Here is a 16,685-nt window from a genome sequence, read left to right on the forward strand (position 1 = left end):
CATCTGTTTGAACTGCTCTGTGTACTTCGTCATATCACCCCAAAAAGTTGTGTCTAACTTTTTGGGGTCACTTCATCCATGCCCACGCGGTACGTGCTTAACTCCCGGCCACGTGCGGCGACGTGTCGCTCGAAACATGAGCCTCTGACAAAACATCCATCGTGCTGCTTTCGTCGTGCTGCATGCGCCATGGAAATCTGCTGCACGGCCAACGGAAATGGACACGCACGTACCGCGTGGGCACGGAGTGCCCACCCTACCGTTAGCCTTGGCGGAACATCAGGCGGCGCGCTGTTCTTTCTCCGGCGCCGGGCGCAAGGCCCACGGCAGGGCATTGTGGATCGTGGTCGCCGCGATTGCCGCCTGGCCGGCGGCCACCGCGATCTGGTTCAGGCCGCGCACCACGTCGCCGATCGCATACAGGCCCGGCACGTTGGTGCGCTGGTGATCGTCGACCACCAGCTTGTCGCACTCCGCCGTTTCCGCGCCGAGGTCGGCCGCCAGCTTCGAGCGCGCCGATTCCCCCAGCATCGGATAGAACACGTCGAAGGTGCGGCTCTCGCCATCGGCCGTGTTCAGGACCGGCTTCATGTCCTCGGTGAGGGTCACGCCCAGCAGCGGCGACTCGACGTATTTCACGCCGGCCGCCTCGATCTGGCGCCGCTCGTCGTCGTTCAGCATCGATTCCTCGCCGCGGTCGAACAGGGTCACGTCGGCGCTGAACGAGCGCATGAAGAGGGCATGGCCGACCGGGTTGGTTTCCGAGGTGACGACGGCGATGCGCCGGTCCATGACGTCGTAGCCGTCGCAGACCGGGCACAGGCGCACGGCGCCGGCCGCCACCGCGTCGTGCCAGCGTTCGACCGGCAAGCCGGCGTCGGCCACGCCGGTAGCCAGCAGGACGGTGAGGGCACGGATCGGCCGGGTGTTGCCGTCGTCGTCGAGATAATCGCCGATGAAGACGCCGTCTTCCAGGCGCAGGCCGGTGATCTCGCCGTGGCGTACCTCGCCGCCATAGCGCTTCAATTGCTCGGTGAGATTGACCAGCAGCTGCCCGCCCGGTACGCCTTCGGGGAAGCCGGGATAGTTGTGCGAGACGGGAATCAGGCACAGGCGGCTGTTGCCCTTGTCGACCACGACGATGTTGCGCGTGAAGCGGCGCAGGTAGATGGCGGCGGTCAGCCCGCCGGGGCCGCCGCCGATGACGAGCGTATCGAAAACGTGCTCGCTCAGGTCGGCATTGAGGTCGGCACTGCGGTGTTCGGTGATGTCATTCATGCACCGATTATGCGGCTCCGTGAGCGCGCCATCTATAGGCGTGCGCACCCAGCAAGAGTCGGAAGATACTTACACCGCCTGCAGCGGCTTGCCGTCCAGCGCTTCCGGCTGCAGGGTCACGTGGTCGATCCCGTGCTTGTCCAGCAGCATTTCCTTGACGCGACGTAGCACGATGGGCCATTCGCCCAGGTCGGCGATCTCCAGGTGGCCGATCAGGGCAGGGTGGCCGGGCGACATGTCCCAGACGTGCAGGTCGTGCACCGACAGCACGCCCTCGACGGCGGCCAGGTCGGCGCCGACCTGCAGGTAATCGATCCCGTGCGGCACGCCTTCCATCAGGAAGTGATAGGACTCGCGCAGGATGCCGACCGTCGATTTCAGGATCAATAGCGAGACGAAGATCGACAGGATCGGGTCGATCCGCACCCAGCCGGTGAAATAGATGATGGCGCCGGCGGCGATCGCGGCGACTGAGCCCAGCAGGTCGCCCATCACGTTGACCAGGGCCGCGCGGGTGTTGATGCTGTCGGTGTCGCGCGACAGCACCCAGGCCACCGCGATATTGATGCAGGCGCCGAGCGCCGCCACGATCAACACCACGCCGCCCTGCACAGGCTCGGGGTGGGTCAGGCGCTGCACCGCCTCGTAGACGATCCAGGCGACCAGGGCCAGCATCGCCAGGCAATTCACGAAGGCCGCCAGCGCTTCGGCGCGCACGAAGCCAAAGGAATGCCGGCTCGAAGGCGGGCGCTTGGCGATGAGCTGGGCCAGCAGGGCCAGGCCGAGGGCGGCGGCGTCGGTCACCATGTGGCCGGCGTCGGAGATCAGGGCCAGCGAATTCGACACGAAACCGGTGACGACTTCGACCAGCGCGAACAGCAGCGTCAGCGTGAGGGCAAAGGCGAGCGCCTTCTGGCTGCGCGGCTCGATGTAATGGCCATGTTCGGCGTCGCCGTCGAGGTGGGCGTGCAGATGGTCGGAGGTCGGCGGCGCGGCGTGCTGGGAGGACATGTTCAGTACTGTGGATTCAACGACTGGCAAGTGTAATGGATATCGCCTCGCAAGGCGGGCAGGGCGCTCGCCTTGAACTGCTGGAAATACTTAATTCGGATCAACCCTTGCGCGGTCGGCGCCTGGCCCCTATAATGCTCCTCATTGGGCGGTTAGTTCAGCTGGTTAGAATACTTGGTCGACATCCAAGGGGTCGCAGATTCGAATTCTGCACCGCCCACCAGAATAAATAGACAGTGCGGGGAACTCCGGTTTTCCGCTCTTGTCGTCCAGAGTAAGAGCGAGAAAGGCACAAACGGTTATGACACCGCGAACTACAACCTGGTTGTGGGGGAATCGCTAGACGCGGTACGGTGGCCTTTTGCTCGAAGAAACTCGACAACACTGAAGACAACGCGCCTGGTGCGCGTTTTTTTTCGTCCCGACTTTTTTAGTTTCAAATTTATACATGTTAGCGGGCGCAGCGGCGCCGATTGGAGATCAAAATGTTGAATGTGCGACTTCCGGATGGCTCCAGCCGTCAATTCGAGGGACCGGTCACCGTTGCCCAGGTGGCGAGCAGCATCGCCACCAGCCTCGGCAAGGCTGCCCTGGCCGGCAAGGTGAACGGCAAGGTCGTCGACACCTCGTTCCTGATCGAGCAGGACGCCGATCTCGCGATCGTCACCGACAAGGACCCCGAGGGCCTGGACGTGATCCGTCACTCGACCGCCCACTTGCTGGCCTATGCGGTCAAAGAACTGTTCCCGGACGCCCAGGTCACCATCGGCCCGGTCATCGAGAACGGTTTCTACTACGACTTCTCGTACAAGCGCCCCTTCACTCCGGACGACCTGAAGGCCATCGAAAAGAAAATGGTGGAGCTGGCCAAGAAGGATGAGCCGGTCACCCGCAAGGTGCTGCCGCGCGACGAAGCCGTGGCTTATTTCAAATCGATCGGCGAAGACTACAAGGCCGAGATCATCGCCTCGATCCCGGCGAACGAGGACGTGTCGCTGTATTCGGAAGGCGGTTTCACCGACCTCTGCCGCGGCCCGCACGTGCCGTCGACCGGCAAGATCAAGGTCTTCAAGCTGATGAAGCTGGCCGGTGCCTACTGGCGTGGCGACTCGAAGAACGAGATGCTGCAGCGCGTCTACGGCACCGCCTGGACCAAGAAGGAAGACCAGGAGCAATACCTGCACATGCTGGAAGAAGCCGAGAAGCGCGACCACCGCAAGCTGGGCAAGCAACTCGACCTGTTCCACTTCCAGGAAGAAGCACCGGGCCTGATCTTCTGGCATCCCAAGGGCTGGACCGTCTGGCAGCAGGTGGAACAGTACATGCGCAAGACCTATCAAGTGACCGGCTACAACGAAGTCAAGGCGCCGCAGATCCTGGACGTCACCCTGTGGCAAAAGACCGGCCACTGGGATAATTATCGCGACAACATGTTCACCACCGATTCGGAGAACCGTTCGTACGCGCTCAAACCCATGAACTGCCCGGGTCACGTGCAGATCTATAACGCCGGCATGAAGAGTTACCGCGACCTGCCGCTGCGCTACGGCGAATTCGGCCAGTGCCACCGCAACGAGTCCTCGGGCGCGCTGCACGGCCTGATGCGCGTGCGCGGCTTCACCCAGGACGATGGCCACGTGTTCTGTACCGAAGAACAGATCGCGCCGGAAGTGGTGGCTTTCCACGCCCAGGCGATGAAGGTCTACGACGACTTCGGCTTCCACAACATCGACGTCAAGATCGCGCTGCGTCCGGAAAACCGCATCGGTTCCGACGAAGTCTGGGACCAGGCCGAGGAAGCGCTGCGTTCGGCGCTGCGCGGCTGCGGCGTGGAATGGACCGAGCTGCCGGGCGAGGGCGCTTTCTATGGTCCGAAGATCGAGTACCACCTGAAGGATAGCCTCGGCCGTCCATGGCAGGTCGGCACCATGCAGGTCGACTTCTCGATGCCGGGCCGTCTCGGCGCCGAATATGTTGCGGAAGACAATACCCGCAAGGTGCCGGTGATGCTGCACCGCGCGATCGTCGGCTCGATGGAGCGCTTCATCGGTATCCTGATCGAGAACTACGCCGGCGCGCTGCCGCTGTGGTTGGCCCCGGTCCAGGTCGCCGTGCTGAACATTTCTGATGCGCAAGCTGACTATGTGAAACAGGTCGAGGCGAAGCTGAGGGAGGCTGGTCTGCGCGTTCACGCTGATTTGCGGAACGAGAAGATTACCTATAAAATACGCGAGCATTCCGTCCAAAAACTGCCTTACATTCTGGTAGTTGGCGACAAGGAACGCGAAGCAAACACCGTGGCCGTGCGTGCGCGGGGCAATGTCGATCTGGGCGTGATGTCCGTCGATGCCCTGTTGGAGCGCCTCCTGGGCGAGGTTTCCTCCAAAGCCAAATAACGCCGGCCGGTCATTCAGACATTAAAAGGAAACAACATAGCTACTGACAAGTCACATCGCATCAATGGCGAAATTACTTACCCGGAAATGCGACTGTCCGGGGTGGACAACGAGCCGCTGGGCATTGTGAGCCTGGCTGAGGCATTTCGTCTGGCCGAGGAGAAAAACGTCGACCTGGTGGAAATCGCGCCGAACGCGAGCCCACCGGTCTGCCGCCTCATGGATTACGGCAAGTTCAAGTATTCCGAGCAGAAGAAGGCCCACGAAGCCAAGCTGAAGCAGAAGATCATCCAGGTCAAGGAAGTCAAGTTCCGCCCGGGTACCGATGAAGGCGACTACAGCATCAAGCTGCGCAACCTCATCAAGTTCCTGGACGACGGCGACAAAACCAAGATCACGCTGCGCTTCCGCGGCCGTGAAATGGCCCACCAGGATATCGGCTTCCGCATGCTCGAACGTCTGAAGGGCGACCTGGAGCCGTATGGCCAGGTCGAGCAGTTCCCGAAGATGGAAGGCCGCCAGATGATCATGATCATTGCGCCGAAGAAGAAGAAGTAATTTTTTTCGCGATGTAAGCAGGCCGGGCCCGGTGTTGCAGTGTGAGCTGCAGCGCCGGGTTCGGCTTTGTTCGTTTGGGCGGCGTCGATTTTCGGATGGGTACCTTGGATCGGTGGGCCGTTGCAGGGTGGGCACTTGTGCCCACGCGGTACGGTGTCTGCACACACGCGGCTTGGCGACACGCTGCGGCTGCGTATTGTCGAGAGCGCGCTACAAGATAATCGCTGATGCAAGCGGACCGTGGTTCTCGTAAAGCCACGTGTTGGATAGTCACGGCACGTAGCCAAGCGCATGCGCCGCAGCCGCGGGGGGGGGGCACGGAGTGCCCACCGTACGGGTTCGCGTCGCATTGCCCATTTCCCGAATCCCGCCAAAGCAACACATTTCCCGCACAAGCTGTGCTAGAATCTGCGGTTCCTGTTTTTCGAAGCAGGTTGTAGTGGGTCCAGCACGGCGTGTAACGACCTGCTGCAAAACAAGTGAAAGTAGGCATCTAAGAGCAGCGTCGCTGCCACCTGCAATCCTGTTACATATGAGGCTGTCCGCGAGGACAGATGACTATGCCAAAAATGAAAACCAAAAGCAGCGCGAAGAAGCGTTTTCGCGTGCGTCCGGGCGGTACTGTCAAATCGGGTATGGCGTTCAAGCGTCACATCCTGACCAAGAAGACCACCAAGAACAAGCGCCAGCTGCGCGGCACCCGTAACATCAATGCGTCGGACGTGACCAGCGTCTACCGCATGATGCCATCTGCTTAATCTCACACTAAGGAGCGAATATGCCTCGAGTAAAACGTGGGGTTACTGCACGTGCCCGTCACAAGAAAGTTCTTGAGCTTGCCAAAGGCTACCGCGGCCGTCGCAGCAAGGTATTCCGTATTGCCAAGCAAGCAGTCATGCGCGCTGGCCAGTACGCCTACCGCGACCGTCGTAACAAGAAGCGCGTTTTCCGCGCACTGTGGATCACCCGTATCAACGCAGCATCGCGTTCGCACGGCATGACCTACAGCGCCTTCATGAACGGCCTGAAGAAAGCCGCGATTGAACTGGACCGTAAAGTCCTGGCCGACATGGCCGTGCACGACAAGCCGGCGTTCGCCGCGATTGTCGCTGCCGTCCAGGCCAAGCTGGCTGCTTAATAGCATCCCAGTTTGCAAGACCAGCCCTGCGGTGACGTAGGGCAGAGAGCGGGGCGGGGGTTGAATAAGCCCTCGCCCCGTTTTTGATTGTGGCGCCTCCCGCCACCCAAAAACAGGAAAAGAACAAAGCATGAACTCGCTGGAAGAACTCGTCGTCGTCGCAGGGACCGATTTCGCCGCTGCCCAGGATGCAGCCGCGCTGGAAAACGCAAAAGCGAAATACCTCGGCAAAACCGGCCAAATCACCGAACTGATGAAGGGTCTCGGCAAGCTCGACCCCGAACAGCGCAAGGCGCAGGGCGCCCTGATCAATGCCGCTAAAGAAAAAATCGAAAAGGCATTGACCGCGCGCCGCGACGACCTGGCTAACGCCCAGCTGATGCAGCGCCTGAACGCCGAGTCCATCGACGTCACCCTGCCGGGCCGCGGCCGCTCGGTCGGCGGCATCCACCCGGTGATGCGCACCTGGGAACGCGTCGAACAGATCTTCCGCTCGATCGGCTTCGACGTGGCCGACGGCCCGGAAATCGAAACCGACTGGACCAACTTCACCGCCCTGAACAGCCCGGAAAACCACCCGGCGCGTTCGATGCAGGACACTTTCTACATCGAGGGCCAGGACAGCACCGGTAAACCATTGCTGCTGCGCACCCACACCAGCCCGATGCAGGTGCGTTACGCGCGCACCCACACGCCGCCGATCAAGGTGATCGCGCCGGGCCGCACCTACCGCGTCGACAGCGACGCCACCCATTCGCCGATGTTTCACCAGGTCGAAGGCCTGTGGATCGGCGAGGACATCTCGTTTGCCGATTTGAAGGGCGTATACCTGAACTTCGTCAAGGCCTTCTTCGAGACCGACGACCTGCAGGTGCGTTTCCGTCCGTCCTACTTCCCGTTCACCGAACCGTCGGCCGAGATCGACATCGCCTTCGGTTCCGGTCCGCTGAAGGGCCGCTGGCTGGAAGTGTCGGGCGCCGGCCAGGTGCACCCGACCGTGGTGCGTAATTTCGGCCTGGATCCGGAAAAGTTCATCGGCTTCGCGTTCGGCTCCGGCCTCGAGCGCCTGACGATGCTGCGTTATGGAATCAACGACCTGCGCCTGTTCTACGAAGGCGATCTCCGCTTCCTCAAGCAGTTCAATTAAGAATGGGCATGTTGGAAGCCGTCGAGCACGCTCCGGCTTCCTCATCCATTTATAAGAAAACCTGATAAATAGCGCAGCTACAAGGTAAAAAGATTATGCAATTCTCCGAAAACTGGCTCCGTTCCCTGGTCGATCCGAAAATGAATTCGGACGAACTGGCCCACCTGCTGACCATGTCCGGCCTCGAAGTCGAGGAAGTGGAACCCGTCGCGCCGCCGTTCTCGAACGTGGTGGTGGCGCACGTGGTCGAAGTGGCCAAGCACCCGAACGCTGACCGCCTGAATGTCTGCCAGGTCGACGTCGGCACCGGCACGCTGCTGAACATCGTCTGCGGCGCCCCGAATGTGCGCGCCGGCATGAAGGCGATCTGCGCGAAAGCCGGCGCCGTGCTGCCGCCTGGCGCCGATGGCAAGCCCTTCGAGATCAAGGTCGGTAAACTGCGCGGCGTCGAGTCGCAGGGCATGATGTGCTCGGCCAAGGAACTGAAGATTTCGGAAGAAAGCAGCGGCCTGATGGAGTTGCCGGAAGACGCGCCGGTCGGCACGAACATCCGCGACTACCTCGGCCTGAACGACCTGAAGTTCACCATCAAGCTGACCCCGAACAAGGCGGACTGCCTGTCGGTGCTGGGCGTGGCGCGCGAAGTGTCGGCCCTGACCGGCTCGCCGCTGTCGCTGCCGAGCGCACGCGCGGTCGCCGTGACCACCGACGAAGTGCTGCCGGCCAAGATCTCGGCGCCGGACCTGTGCGGCCGCTTCACCGGCCGCGTGATCCGCGGCCTGAACGCCAAAGCGGCGACGCCGGAATGGATGAAGCGCCGCCTGGAACGCTCGGGCCAGCGTTCGGTCTCGGCCCTGGTCGATATCTCGAACTACGTGATGCTCGAAGTCGGCCAGCCCTCGCACGTGTTCGACCTGTCGAAAATCCATGGCGCCATCGACGTGCGTTGGGGCAAGGCGGGCGAAACCCTGAAGCTCCTGAACGGCAACACCATCGCCGTCGACGAGTGGGTCGGCGTGATCGCCGACGACAAGGAAATCGAATCGCTGGCCGGCATCATGGGCGGCGACTCCACCGCCGTGACGCTCGACACCACCGACATCTACCTGGAAGCGGCCTTCTGGTGGCCGAACGCCATCCAGGGCCGTGCCCGCAAATACAATTTCTCGACCGATGCGTCGCACCGTTTCGAGCGCGGTGTCGACTTCGCCAACACGGTGGAAAACATCGAGCGCATTACCGCGCTGATCGTGGAAATCTGCGGCACGAACGAGACGAAAGTCGGCCCGGTCGACGACCAGGTCGTCAACCTGCCGCAACGCCAGCCGGTCGTGCTGCGCACCGCGCGTGCCGCGAAAGTGATCGGCGTCGACGTCACCGACGAGATGATCGCCGACATCTTCAACCGCCTGGGCCTGCCGTTCACGCACAAGTTGGACGAGAACGGCGCTGGCCAGTTCTCGGTGACCGCACCATCTTACCGTTTCGACATCGAGATCGAGGAAGACCTGATCGAGGAAGTCGCGCGCGTGTATGGCTTCGAGAACATTCCGGCAAATCCGCCGGTGGCCCCGTCGGCCATGCTGATCGAACCGGAGAACACCCGCTCGCTGTTCGCCGTACGGCACCAGCTGGCTGACCTCGGCTACCAGGAAGTCGTCAACATGAGCTTCGTGGAAAGCGCGTGGGAGCAAGACTTCGCCGGCAACGACGCACCGATCAAGCTGCAGAACCCGATCGCCAGCCAGATGAGCGTGATGCGCTCGACCTTGATCGGCGGCCTGCTGGCCAACGTACGGTACAACTTGAACAGGAAAGCCGGCCGCGTGCGCGTGTTCGAAGTCGGCGCCATCTTCAAGCGCAATGCCGAGGTGGTCGATGGCCCTCTGGCCGTCGCCGGTTTCGAGCAGCCGAAGCGCGTCGGCGCCATCGCCTACGGTCCGGCCGTGGACGAGCAGTGGGGCGTGGCCACCCGCGCGGTCGACTTCTTCGACGTGAAAGCCGACCTGGAAGCCCTGTTTGCGCCACGTGTGGTACGCTTCAATAAGGCTGAGCATCCGGCGCTGCATCCGGGCCGCTGCGCGACCGTCGAGCTCGACGGCAAGGTCGTCGGCTTTATCGGCGAGCTGCATCCGCGCTGGCTGCAGAAGTACGATTTGCCGCAGGCGCCGGTGCTGTTCGAGGTCGATGCCGCCGCTTTGCAAGAACGCGTCGTCCCGGCGCACACCGAGATTTCGAAGTTCCCGGGCGCCACCCGCGACCTCGCCTTGCTGGTGAAACAGGACGTGCCGGCCCAGGCCGTGCTCGACAGTTTCACTGCCGCGGCAAGCGCTCATCCGAATGGCAAGATCTTGCAAGCCGTTGTTTTATTTGATGAATACCGCGGCAAGGGCCTGGAGGCGGACGAAAAATCGCTTGCTTTCCGCTTTAGCTTGCAAGATACTCAATCGACCTTGCAGGACGATGCCGTGGAGGCCTTGATGGCTGCCGTGGCTGATGCCGCAAAAGAAAAACACAGCGCAACATTGCGCGGGTAATTGAAAGCATCACGGCGTCATGGCGGTCTTGCCGCCTGAACGCCGCGATCACTTCGTCCAAACGTTTGATCTGAAGGCAGGGCTTCAAAATTAATAACAACGACGTTGATACGGCCGTATTCCAGGAGGCGCTGGCGGCCGACCTGCATCGTGCGATGCAAGTGGCGCGGGTACGGAAGGAAGCCGAGAAAGACCTGCCGACCCTGACCAAGGCCGAGCTGGCCGAGCTGCTCTTCGAGCAGGTCGGCCTGAACAAGCGCGAAGCCAAGGACATGGTCGAAACCTTCTTCGACGAAATCCGTAACGCGCTCGAGCGCGGCGAGGCCGTCAAGCTGTCGGGCTTCGGCAACTTCCAGTTGCGCGACAAGCCGCAGCGGCCGGGCCGCAATCCGAAAACCGGGGAAGAAATCCCGATCACGGCGCGCCGCGTCGTGACCTTCCACGCCAGCCAGAAACTGAAGGGCATGGTCGAAGAGACCAGTCCGGCATCCCTGGCGCGCGCTGCATAAGTGAGCCATGAACGACCGTCCGAACAAGAACGAACTTGCCGCGCTGCCGCCGATCCCGGCCAAGCGCTACTTCACGATCGGCGAAGTCAGCGAATTGTGCGGGGTCAAGCCGCATGTGCTGCGCTACTGGGAGCAGGAATTTACTCAGCTGAAGCCTGTCAAACGACGTGGTAACCGCCGCTACTACCAGCACCACGAAGTGTTGCTGATCCGGCGGATCCGCGAGTTGCTGTACGAGCAGGGCTTCACCATCAGCGGCGCCCGCAACCGCCTCGACAACCGCGCCAGCGACCTCGCCGGCGGCATCGAGCATGTCGAGGTCGAGGAAGCACCGGCGGTCGATACCGCCAAGCTGCGCGAAGACCTGCTCGACATCCTCGCATTGTTAAAACAGGACGCGCGCCCAGCCTCGACGAAGCGGTAACTGAGGCATTCGTGCGCCTGTTGTACTGGGGCCGCGAAGTGCTAAAATGTTACATGCGCTTAGCTCATCCAACGCATGACAGCCGGGGCGCGAAAAACGTTCGCACGGCTCTTTCCTGTGCCAGGAAAATTTAAGGGAAGACAATGATACGCGTTGCCATTTGTGACGATCACCAGATAGTTCGAGCAGGTTTCAAACAGATTTTCTCGTCCTCCGGCGATTTCGAAGTCGTCGCCGAGGGCGCCACCGGTCGTGAGGCGCTCGATATCGCCCGTCGCGAAATTTGCGACGTGCTGTTGCTCGACATCGCCATGCCCGACCAAAGCGGGATCGATATCCTGCGCACCATCCGCCAGGGCCAGCCGAACCTGCCGGTGCTGATTCTCTCCGGCTACCCGGCGCAGCAATACGCGCTGAATTTGTTCAAGATGGGCGCCAACGGCTACCTGAACAAGGAATGCGAAGCCGACGAACTGAAGACCGCCGTGCGCACCGTCTACCAAGGCCGCCGCTACGTGTCGTCGACGGTCGGCGAACTGCTGGCCCAGAGTTTCGACCGCGACCCGAACACGGCGCTGCACACCGAGCTCTCGGACCGCGAATTCCAGGTCTTCCTGCGCCTGGCCAAGGGCGCGACCGTGTCCGACATCGGCAATGCGCTGTCGCTGTCGATCAAGACGGTCTCGACCTACCGTACCCGCATCATGGAAAAGATGGGGCTGCAGTCGAACAGCGACCTGACGTATTACGCCATGAAAAACAACCTTCTCGATTGAGAAGGGCGCGGACGCCGCCCGGCGTCCGCCTTCATCGACCCTGGTCGCCATGTACCAGGCGTCGCCTGCAAGTCCCTGCGCCAAGCCTGGCGTTCCGCTGCGCTCACACGCAATCTGTCGTTTCCCGCCTACGTTGCAAGCCCGGTGGCAGCACCATTCGGGTGCGCCGATGTCCGCACAAGGCTATAATCGGCCGGTCCGTTAAGTTGCCGAAAGGAACCCGCAGATGTATTTCACCACCGATCCGGCGCCTTCCAGGGCTCGTGCACTGCCGCTCTACAAGACGCTGCTGTGTTTTGCCTGCGTGCTGATCCTGGTCGTGAACGGCGTTTTCTTGCTGCGCAACCTGGATGGACTGAAGGCGGCGAACGCCTTGCAGGAGCGTACCTCACAGGTGACCGAGGAGCTGCAGCACCTGAACCTGCTGGTGACCGACGCCGAGAGCAATCTGCGCGGCTATTTCCTGTCGGGTTCCGAAACCTACCTGGGCAGCGTGCAGGCGGCGCCGGCCCGCATCGACCAGCAGCTTCATGAACTCGGCAGCCTGCTCCGCGACAATCCTTCCCAGCAAAAAAACCTGACCCAGCTGCGCAGCCTGGTCGAGCGCCAGCTCGGCATGATGGGGCAAGCGCTGACGATCTACCGCGAAGGCGGCATCAACGACATCCTTGCCATCACCGGCGCGCCGGGCGACAACGACAGCGACGAGATCCGCCTGCAGGTGGTGATCATGCTGAGCGAACAGAACGAACTCCTGAAAGCGCGCAGCGCCGCGTTCTACGAGCAGTACCGGCATGCCGTGATGCTGGGTGTCGGCATCAATGCGGCGGCAATTGCCGTGTTGCTCTTGTTCTACCGCTTGGTGCGCCGCAGTTTCGGCGCGCGCAAGGATGCCGAGCATGCCCTGCAGCAAGCCAACGAACAGCTTGAATCCATCGTTGCCCGCCGTACCGAGCAATTGTCGGTGCTGTCGCGCCACCTGATCCACGTGTCGGAAGAAGAAAAGACCAAGCTGGCGCGTGAACTGCACGACGAAATGGGCGCCAACTTGACGGCGATTGGCATGGACCTGAACAGCGTTGCCGAGCAATTGCGCGGCACCCGGCCGGATCTGGTGGCGATGCTGACCCGTGCCCGCAGCACCCTGGTCGATACCGTGCAACTGAAACGCCGCATTGTCGAAGACCTGCGCCCGAGCCTGCTCGACAACCTGGGCCTGAGTGCCGCGCTGCAAAGCTACTGCGACGACTACGCGCGCGTGACCGGCCTCGACTGCGACGTACTGGTCGACGGCGACATCGATGGCGCCGGCCCGATGCACGCGATCGCGCTGTTCCGCATCGTGCAGGAGTCGCTGAACAATATCGCCAAGTACGCGCAGGCACGGAATGTCATCGTCCACCTGGATCGCGAGGACGAGGTCCTGAGCCTGGAAGTCAGCGACGACGGGATCGGCATTCCGGCGGACGCGCTGACCCGTTCGAAATCGCACGGCCTGCTCGGCATGCGCGAGCGCGCGCTGCTGCTGGGCGGAAAGCTGGAAGTCGTGCGTGGGGTCAACGGGGTAGGGACTTGCGTACGCGCCAGCATTCCGCTGGGCGCCGGCGTGGCGCCTGTGGCCGTGCCGGGATCGAACGTGGCGCCGGTATTACCGTTGGCGCAAAAGGATGCGGGGGGAATACTGCATTCCGGAGCGCCAGTCCCATCGCCGGTCTTGCCGACGATGGGGAGCGGCGATCTTGGAGAACTGCGGGCTTAGCGCGCCACGTCCATCAGCAGGCGGTCGTATTCGGTCTTGGCGACCTTGTAGCATTCGCCTGCGTACTCTTCCAGGCCGGCACGGTCGAGCACCGTGATGTTGCCGCGGCGGTACTGGATCAGGCCTTCGTCCTGCAGCTTGCCGGCGGCGGCGGTGATCGACTCGCGGCGCACACCCAGCATGATCGAGATCAGTTCCTGGGTCACTTTCAGTTCGTTGCCTGGCGAACGGTCCAGGCGGTCGAGCAGCCAGCGGCACAGCTTTTGTTCGATCGAGCTGTGGCGGCCGCCGACGGCGTTCTGGGCCATCTGGGCGAACAGGGCGTTGGTGTAGCGCATCAGCAGTTGGGGCAGGGCGCCGCCTTTCATGAAGGCATCGCGCAGGTACTGGGTTTTCAGGCGGTAGCCGTAGCCGGCGCTCTGCACGACTGCGCTGCACATGGCGCGTTCGCCCATGAACAGCGACACGCCAACCACGCCTTCATGGCCTACCACGGCGATCTCGGTGGTGGCGCCGTCTTCCATCACGTAGAGCAGCGACACGATTGCCGTCGTCGGGAAATACACGTATTCCAATTTGCTGCCATACTCGAACAGTTCTTTGCCGAAAGGCATAGGAACCAGTTCCAGGTGCTCGAACAGGGTTTCCAGGTCCTGGCGCGGCAGGGCGGCCAGCAGTTCGTTCTGCTGGGTGCCGCTGACACTGACAACTGGACGCGACGCAGCTCGAATTTCTTCTTTGGTCGAAGGCATGCCGTTGACCGATTGCGCTTTTTGCGTTGCACCACCAAGTTGAGCGTTGTTCATTTTCTGTCCTCTTATCTCTAGCTTCATTGCATCCGGGAGCGACTTTTCGGCTTGTTCACTTTGCCTCATCGCGATGTGTGTACATTAAAGCTATAGTCTGTTGCCGAACATAAGATTAGGGGTTGCCCCTGTGTAGTCCCCTCGTAGGATGTTTTGTCAGTCCAGTCCTACTAGGAAAGATGCTGCCGTTCAAGCCTTCTCTTCTGTCTTTCGTTTGTGGCTGGAAAGCGCTATGCCGCATAATGTGCGCCAACACCATTTCCTCATCTGAAGGCGCATGCACATCCTGCTCGTGGAAGACGACGCCGTCCTCGCCGACGGCCTGAACCGCACCCTGCAAGCCCAGGGCATGCAGGTCGAGATCGCCCGCGACGGCCTGCAAGCCGATGCCCTGTTGCAGCGCAATCCTCCCCTGGTCGCCGTGCTCGATATCGGCCTGCCCGGCATCGACGGTTTCGAAGTCGTGCGCCGCCTGCGCGCCCGCGGCGACGCCACCCCGGTGTTGCTCCTGACCGCGCGCGACGCCGTCGAAGACCGCGTGCGCGGCCTGGAGACGGGCGCCGACGACTACCTGGTGAAACCCTTCGCCACGCCCGAGCTGGTCGCCCGTATCCGCGCCCTGGCGCGGCGCAATGCGCCGAAAAGCAATGTGCTTGCGCTCGGCAACATCGTGCTCGACAGCGGCGCGCGCCGTGCGCGTGTGGGCGAGCGCGCCCTCGAGCTGTCGGTGCGCGAGTGGGCCGTGCTCGAATACCTGCTGCAGCATGCCGGGCGCGTGGTCTCCAAGCAGCAGATCGTCGACGCCATCGCGCCCTGGGGCGAAGACCTGACCCTGAACGCGGTCGAAGTCTATGTCTCGCGCCTGCGCCTGAAACTCGACGGCGCCGGCGTGTCCTTGCGCACCATCCGCGGCTTCGGCTACCTGCTCGAAGCGGGCACATGAGTTCGATCCGGCTGCGCCTGCTGAAGTGGCTGGTCGGGCCCATCCTCGTCTTCAACCTCGGCGCCGCCGCGCTCACCTACCTGCTGGCCTGGACGCCGGCCCAGCTCGCCTTTGACGATGGCCTGCGCGCCGCCGCCAGTGCGCTCGCGGGGCGGGTGCGCGCCGAAGGCCTGGCGCCGCTGACGAGCGGCCGCGCGCCCGACGATGGCGCCGGCGAAACGGGCTGGACCGCATTGCACGCGAGCGACGGCCGCCTGCTGGCCGGCAGCGCGGCGTTGCCGGCGCCCGCCGGCCCCGGCCTGCGCGACGCGCGCATCCAGGGCGAGCCGGTGCGCATCGCCGTTGTCGCGCTCGACTTTCAGGGTGGCACGGCGCAGGTCAGCGTGGCGCGCACGGTGCGTGCCCGCGGCCAGGTGCGCTCGGCCATCGTGCGCTCGCTGGTGCTGCTCGAAGGCGTGTTCAGCCTGGCGCTGATCGGCCTGGTGTGGTTTTCGGTCGGAAATGGCCTGGCGCCGCTGGCGCGCCTGCGCGCACGCCTGGATGCGCGCGGCAGCGCCGACCTGGCGCCACTCGACGACAGCGGCATGCCGCGCGAACTGGCGCCGGTGGTCGATGCCTTCAACGCCTTGCTGGGCCGGATCGAGGCCGGCGCCCGCGCCCAGGACGAGTTCCGCGCGAATGTGGCGCACCAGCTGCGCACGCCGTTGGCCGGGCTCAAGCTGCAATTGGAATGGCTGGCCGCGCGCCACGCCCTTGACCCGGACAGCGCCCGTTCGCTCGGCCTGATGCTGCAGGCAAACGAGCGCATGATCCGCCAGACCAACCAGCTGCTCTCGCTCGAGCGCGCCGAACCGAACCGCTTTGCGCGCGCGCGCCTGTTGCCTGTCGACCTGGCGCAGCTGGTGGCGGAAAGCATCCAGCACTTCGTCGAGCAGGCCGCCGCCAAGGACATCGACCTCGGCTTCGAGCTGGACGGGGCGCCGCTGCAGGGCGACCGCTTCCTGCTGCGCGACCTGGTCGACAACCTGGTCGACAATGCCCTGCGCTATACCCCGGCGGGCGGGCGCGTTACCGTGGCCTGCGGCGCGCTCGGCGACGGCGGCAGCTTCCTGCGCATCGAGGACAATGGTCCCGGCATCCCGGCCCACCTGCGCCCCCGGGTGTTCGAGCGCTTCGTGCGCCTCGACGAGCAGACCACGGGCAGCGGCCTGGGCCTGGCCATCGTGCGCGACATCGCCAATCTGCACGCGGCCGACCTCGTGCTGGGCCAGCCGGCAGCCGGCAGCGGGGCGGTCTTCACCCTCCATTTCCCTTGATGCGGAGGCAAGCGCGCTCTTGATTCGAGCGTGCGCCTGTCAGGATCCTGTCAGCATTTCCTCAGGGTAATGCAAGCTTTCTCGGGT

General features: G+C 62.9%; 15 protein-coding genes and 1 tRNA gene. 13 read left to right on the top strand and 3 right to left on the bottom strand.

Annotated elements, in window-relative coordinates:
- Positions 1-279: 279 nt before the first annotated feature.
- Both QPK31_RS18150 and QPK31_RS18155 read right to left on the bottom strand, forming a co-directional pair.
- On the bottom strand, positions 280-1,278 hold the full coding sequence (locus QPK31_RS18150; RefSeq protein ID WP_290424306.1) for an NAD(P)/FAD-dependent oxidoreductase: 999 nt from the start codon (positions 1,276-1,278) through the stop codon (positions 280-282).
- A gap of 69 nt (positions 1,279-1,347) precedes the next feature.
- Entirely contained in the window at positions 1,348-2,289 is a 942-nt protein-coding gene (locus tag QPK31_RS18155; RefSeq protein ID WP_290424307.1) for a cation diffusion facilitator family transporter, read from the bottom strand.
- A gap of 146 nt (positions 2,290-2,435) precedes the next feature.
- Between QPK31_RS18155 and QPK31_RS18160 the strand changes: the two genes are divergently transcribed.
- From QPK31_RS18160 to QPK31_RS18210, 11 genes are all read left to right on the top strand, one after another.
- Positions 2,436-2,512: transfer RNA gene (locus tag QPK31_RS18160), tRNA-Val, on the top strand.
- Positions 2,513-2,774: 262 nt separating this feature from the next.
- Entirely contained in the window at positions 2,775-4,685 is a 1,911-nt protein-coding gene (gene thrS, locus QPK31_RS18165; protein ID WP_290424308.1) for a threonine--tRNA ligase, read from the top strand.
- A 12-nt stretch (positions 4,686-4,697) separates the two neighbouring features.
- The gene (gene infC, locus QPK31_RS18170; RefSeq protein WP_290424493.1) at positions 4,698-5,243 is read left to right on the top strand and encodes a translation initiation factor IF-3; all 546 of its coding nucleotides are present in this window, start codon (positions 4,698-4,700) and stop codon (positions 5,241-5,243) included.
- 560 nt (positions 5,244-5,803) lie between these two features.
- On the top strand, positions 5,804-6,001 hold the full coding sequence (rpmI, locus tag QPK31_RS18175; protein WP_026354218.1) for a 50S ribosomal protein L35: 198 nt from the start codon (positions 5,804-5,806) through the stop codon (positions 5,999-6,001).
- Between the two features lie 20 nt (positions 6,002-6,021).
- Positions 6,022-6,381: a 50S ribosomal protein L20 gene (rplT, locus tag QPK31_RS18180; protein ID WP_056334468.1), complete on the top strand. Its 360-nt coding sequence runs from the start codon at positions 6,022-6,024 to the stop codon at positions 6,379-6,381.
- 130 nt (positions 6,382-6,511) lie between these two features.
- Complete coding sequence (pheS, locus tag QPK31_RS18185) at positions 6,512-7,528, top strand: phenylalanine--tRNA ligase subunit alpha (RefSeq protein WP_290424309.1); 1,017 nt, start codon at positions 6,512-6,514, stop codon at positions 7,526-7,528.
- A 95-nt stretch (positions 7,529-7,623) separates the two neighbouring features.
- Positions 7,624-10,065 carry a phenylalanine--tRNA ligase subunit beta gene (gene pheT / locus QPK31_RS18190; protein ID WP_290424310.1) on the top strand — a complete coding sequence of 814 codons (2,442 nt, stop codon included), beginning with the start codon at positions 7,624-7,626 and terminating at the stop codon, positions 10,063-10,065.
- A 155-nt stretch (positions 10,066-10,220) separates the two neighbouring features.
- Positions 10,221-10,574, top strand: coding sequence for an integration host factor subunit alpha (locus tag QPK31_RS18195; protein WP_290424311.1), 354 nt, complete (start codon positions 10,221-10,223; stop codon positions 10,572-10,574).
- 7 nt (positions 10,575-10,581) lie between these two features.
- On the top strand, positions 10,582-10,998 hold the full coding sequence (locus QPK31_RS18200) for a MerR family transcriptional regulator (RefSeq protein WP_290424312.1): 417 nt from the start codon (positions 10,582-10,584) through the stop codon (positions 10,996-10,998).
- A gap of 143 nt (positions 10,999-11,141) precedes the next feature.
- Positions 11,142-11,774 carry a response regulator transcription factor gene (locus QPK31_RS18205; RefSeq protein ID WP_005667428.1) on the top strand — a complete coding sequence of 211 codons (633 nt, stop codon included), beginning with the start codon at positions 11,142-11,144 and terminating at the stop codon, positions 11,772-11,774.
- 226 nt (positions 11,775-12,000) lie between these two features.
- Complete coding sequence (locus tag QPK31_RS18210) at positions 12,001-13,533, top strand: CHASE3 domain-containing protein (RefSeq protein WP_290424313.1); 1,533 nt, start codon at positions 12,001-12,003, stop codon at positions 13,531-13,533.
- On the opposite strand, the gene QPK31_RS18215 is transcribed toward QPK31_RS18210, so the two are convergent.
- On the bottom strand, positions 13,530-14,339 hold the full coding sequence (locus QPK31_RS18215; protein ID WP_313176219.1) for a Crp/Fnr family transcriptional regulator: 810 nt from the start codon (positions 14,337-14,339) through the stop codon (positions 13,530-13,532). The genes QPK31_RS18210 and QPK31_RS18215 overlap by 4 nt on opposite strands.
- Positions 14,340-14,616: 277 nt before the next feature.
- Between QPK31_RS18215 and QPK31_RS18220 the strand changes: the two genes are divergently transcribed.
- Both QPK31_RS18220 and QPK31_RS18225 read left to right on the top strand, forming a co-directional pair.
- Positions 14,617-15,282: a response regulator transcription factor gene (locus QPK31_RS18220; RefSeq protein WP_290424315.1), complete on the top strand. Its 666-nt coding sequence runs from the start codon at positions 14,617-14,619 to the stop codon at positions 15,280-15,282.
- Positions 15,279-16,598 (top strand): sensor histidine kinase, encoded by a 1,320-nt coding sequence (locus QPK31_RS18225; protein WP_290424316.1) that lies wholly within the window; start codon positions 15,279-15,281, stop codon positions 16,596-16,598. The genes QPK31_RS18220 and QPK31_RS18225 overlap by 4 nt, the downstream gene beginning before the upstream one ends.
- Positions 16,599-16,685 lie beyond the last annotated feature (87 nt).

Origin of the sequence: Massilia sp. YIM B02769 (genome assembly GCF_030411995.1) — a bacterium.
Classification (GTDB): domain Bacteria; phylum Pseudomonadota; class Gammaproteobacteria; order Burkholderiales; family Burkholderiaceae_D; genus Telluria.

What these genes read in the sequence shown, in the direction of transcription:
- QPK31_RS18195 (WP_290424311.1), top strand. Translation starts at nt 10,221, where the DNA reads ATGCAAGTGGCGCGGGTACGGAAGGAAGCCGAGAAAGACCTGCCGACC.
- QPK31_RS18220 (WP_290424315.1), top strand. Translation starts at nt 14,617, where the DNA reads ATGCACATCCTGCTCGTGGAAGACGACGCCGTCCTCGCCGACGGCCTG.
- rplT (WP_056334468.1), top strand. Translation starts at nt 6,022, where the DNA reads ATGCCTCGAGTAAAACGTGGGGTTACTGCACGTGCCCGTCACAAGAAA.
- pheT (WP_290424310.1), top strand. Translation starts at nt 7,624, where the DNA reads ATGCAATTCTCCGAAAACTGGCTCCGTTCCCTGGTCGATCCGAAAATG.
- QPK31_RS18215 (WP_313176219.1), bottom strand. Translation starts at nt 14,339, where the DNA reads ATGAACAACGCTCAACTTGGTGGTGCAACGCAAAAAGCGCAATCGGTC.
- rpmI (WP_026354218.1), top strand. Translation starts at nt 5,804, where the DNA reads ATGCCAAAAATGAAAACCAAAAGCAGCGCGAAGAAGCGTTTTCGCGTG.
- thrS (WP_290424308.1), top strand. Translation starts at nt 2,775, where the DNA reads ATGTTGAATGTGCGACTTCCGGATGGCTCCAGCCGTCAATTCGAGGGA.
- QPK31_RS18155 (WP_290424307.1), bottom strand. Translation starts at nt 2,289, where the DNA reads ATGTCCTCCCAGCACGCCGCGCCGCCGACCTCCGACCATCTGCACGCC.
- QPK31_RS18205 (WP_005667428.1), top strand. Translation starts at nt 11,142, where the DNA reads ATGATACGCGTTGCCATTTGTGACGATCACCAGATAGTTCGAGCAGGT.
- pheS (WP_290424309.1), top strand. Translation starts at nt 6,512, where the DNA reads ATGAACTCGCTGGAAGAACTCGTCGTCGTCGCAGGGACCGATTTCGCC.
- QPK31_RS18225 (WP_290424316.1), top strand. Translation starts at nt 15,279, where the DNA reads ATGAGTTCGATCCGGCTGCGCCTGCTGAAGTGGCTGGTCGGGCCCATC.
- QPK31_RS18200 (WP_290424312.1), top strand. Translation starts at nt 10,582, where the DNA reads ATGAACGACCGTCCGAACAAGAACGAACTTGCCGCGCTGCCGCCGATC.
- QPK31_RS18150 (WP_290424306.1), bottom strand. Translation starts at nt 1,278, where the DNA reads ATGAATGACATCACCGAACACCGCAGTGCCGACCTCAATGCCGACCTG.
- QPK31_RS18210 (WP_290424313.1), top strand. Translation starts at nt 12,001, where the DNA reads ATGTATTTCACCACCGATCCGGCGCCTTCCAGGGCTCGTGCACTGCCG.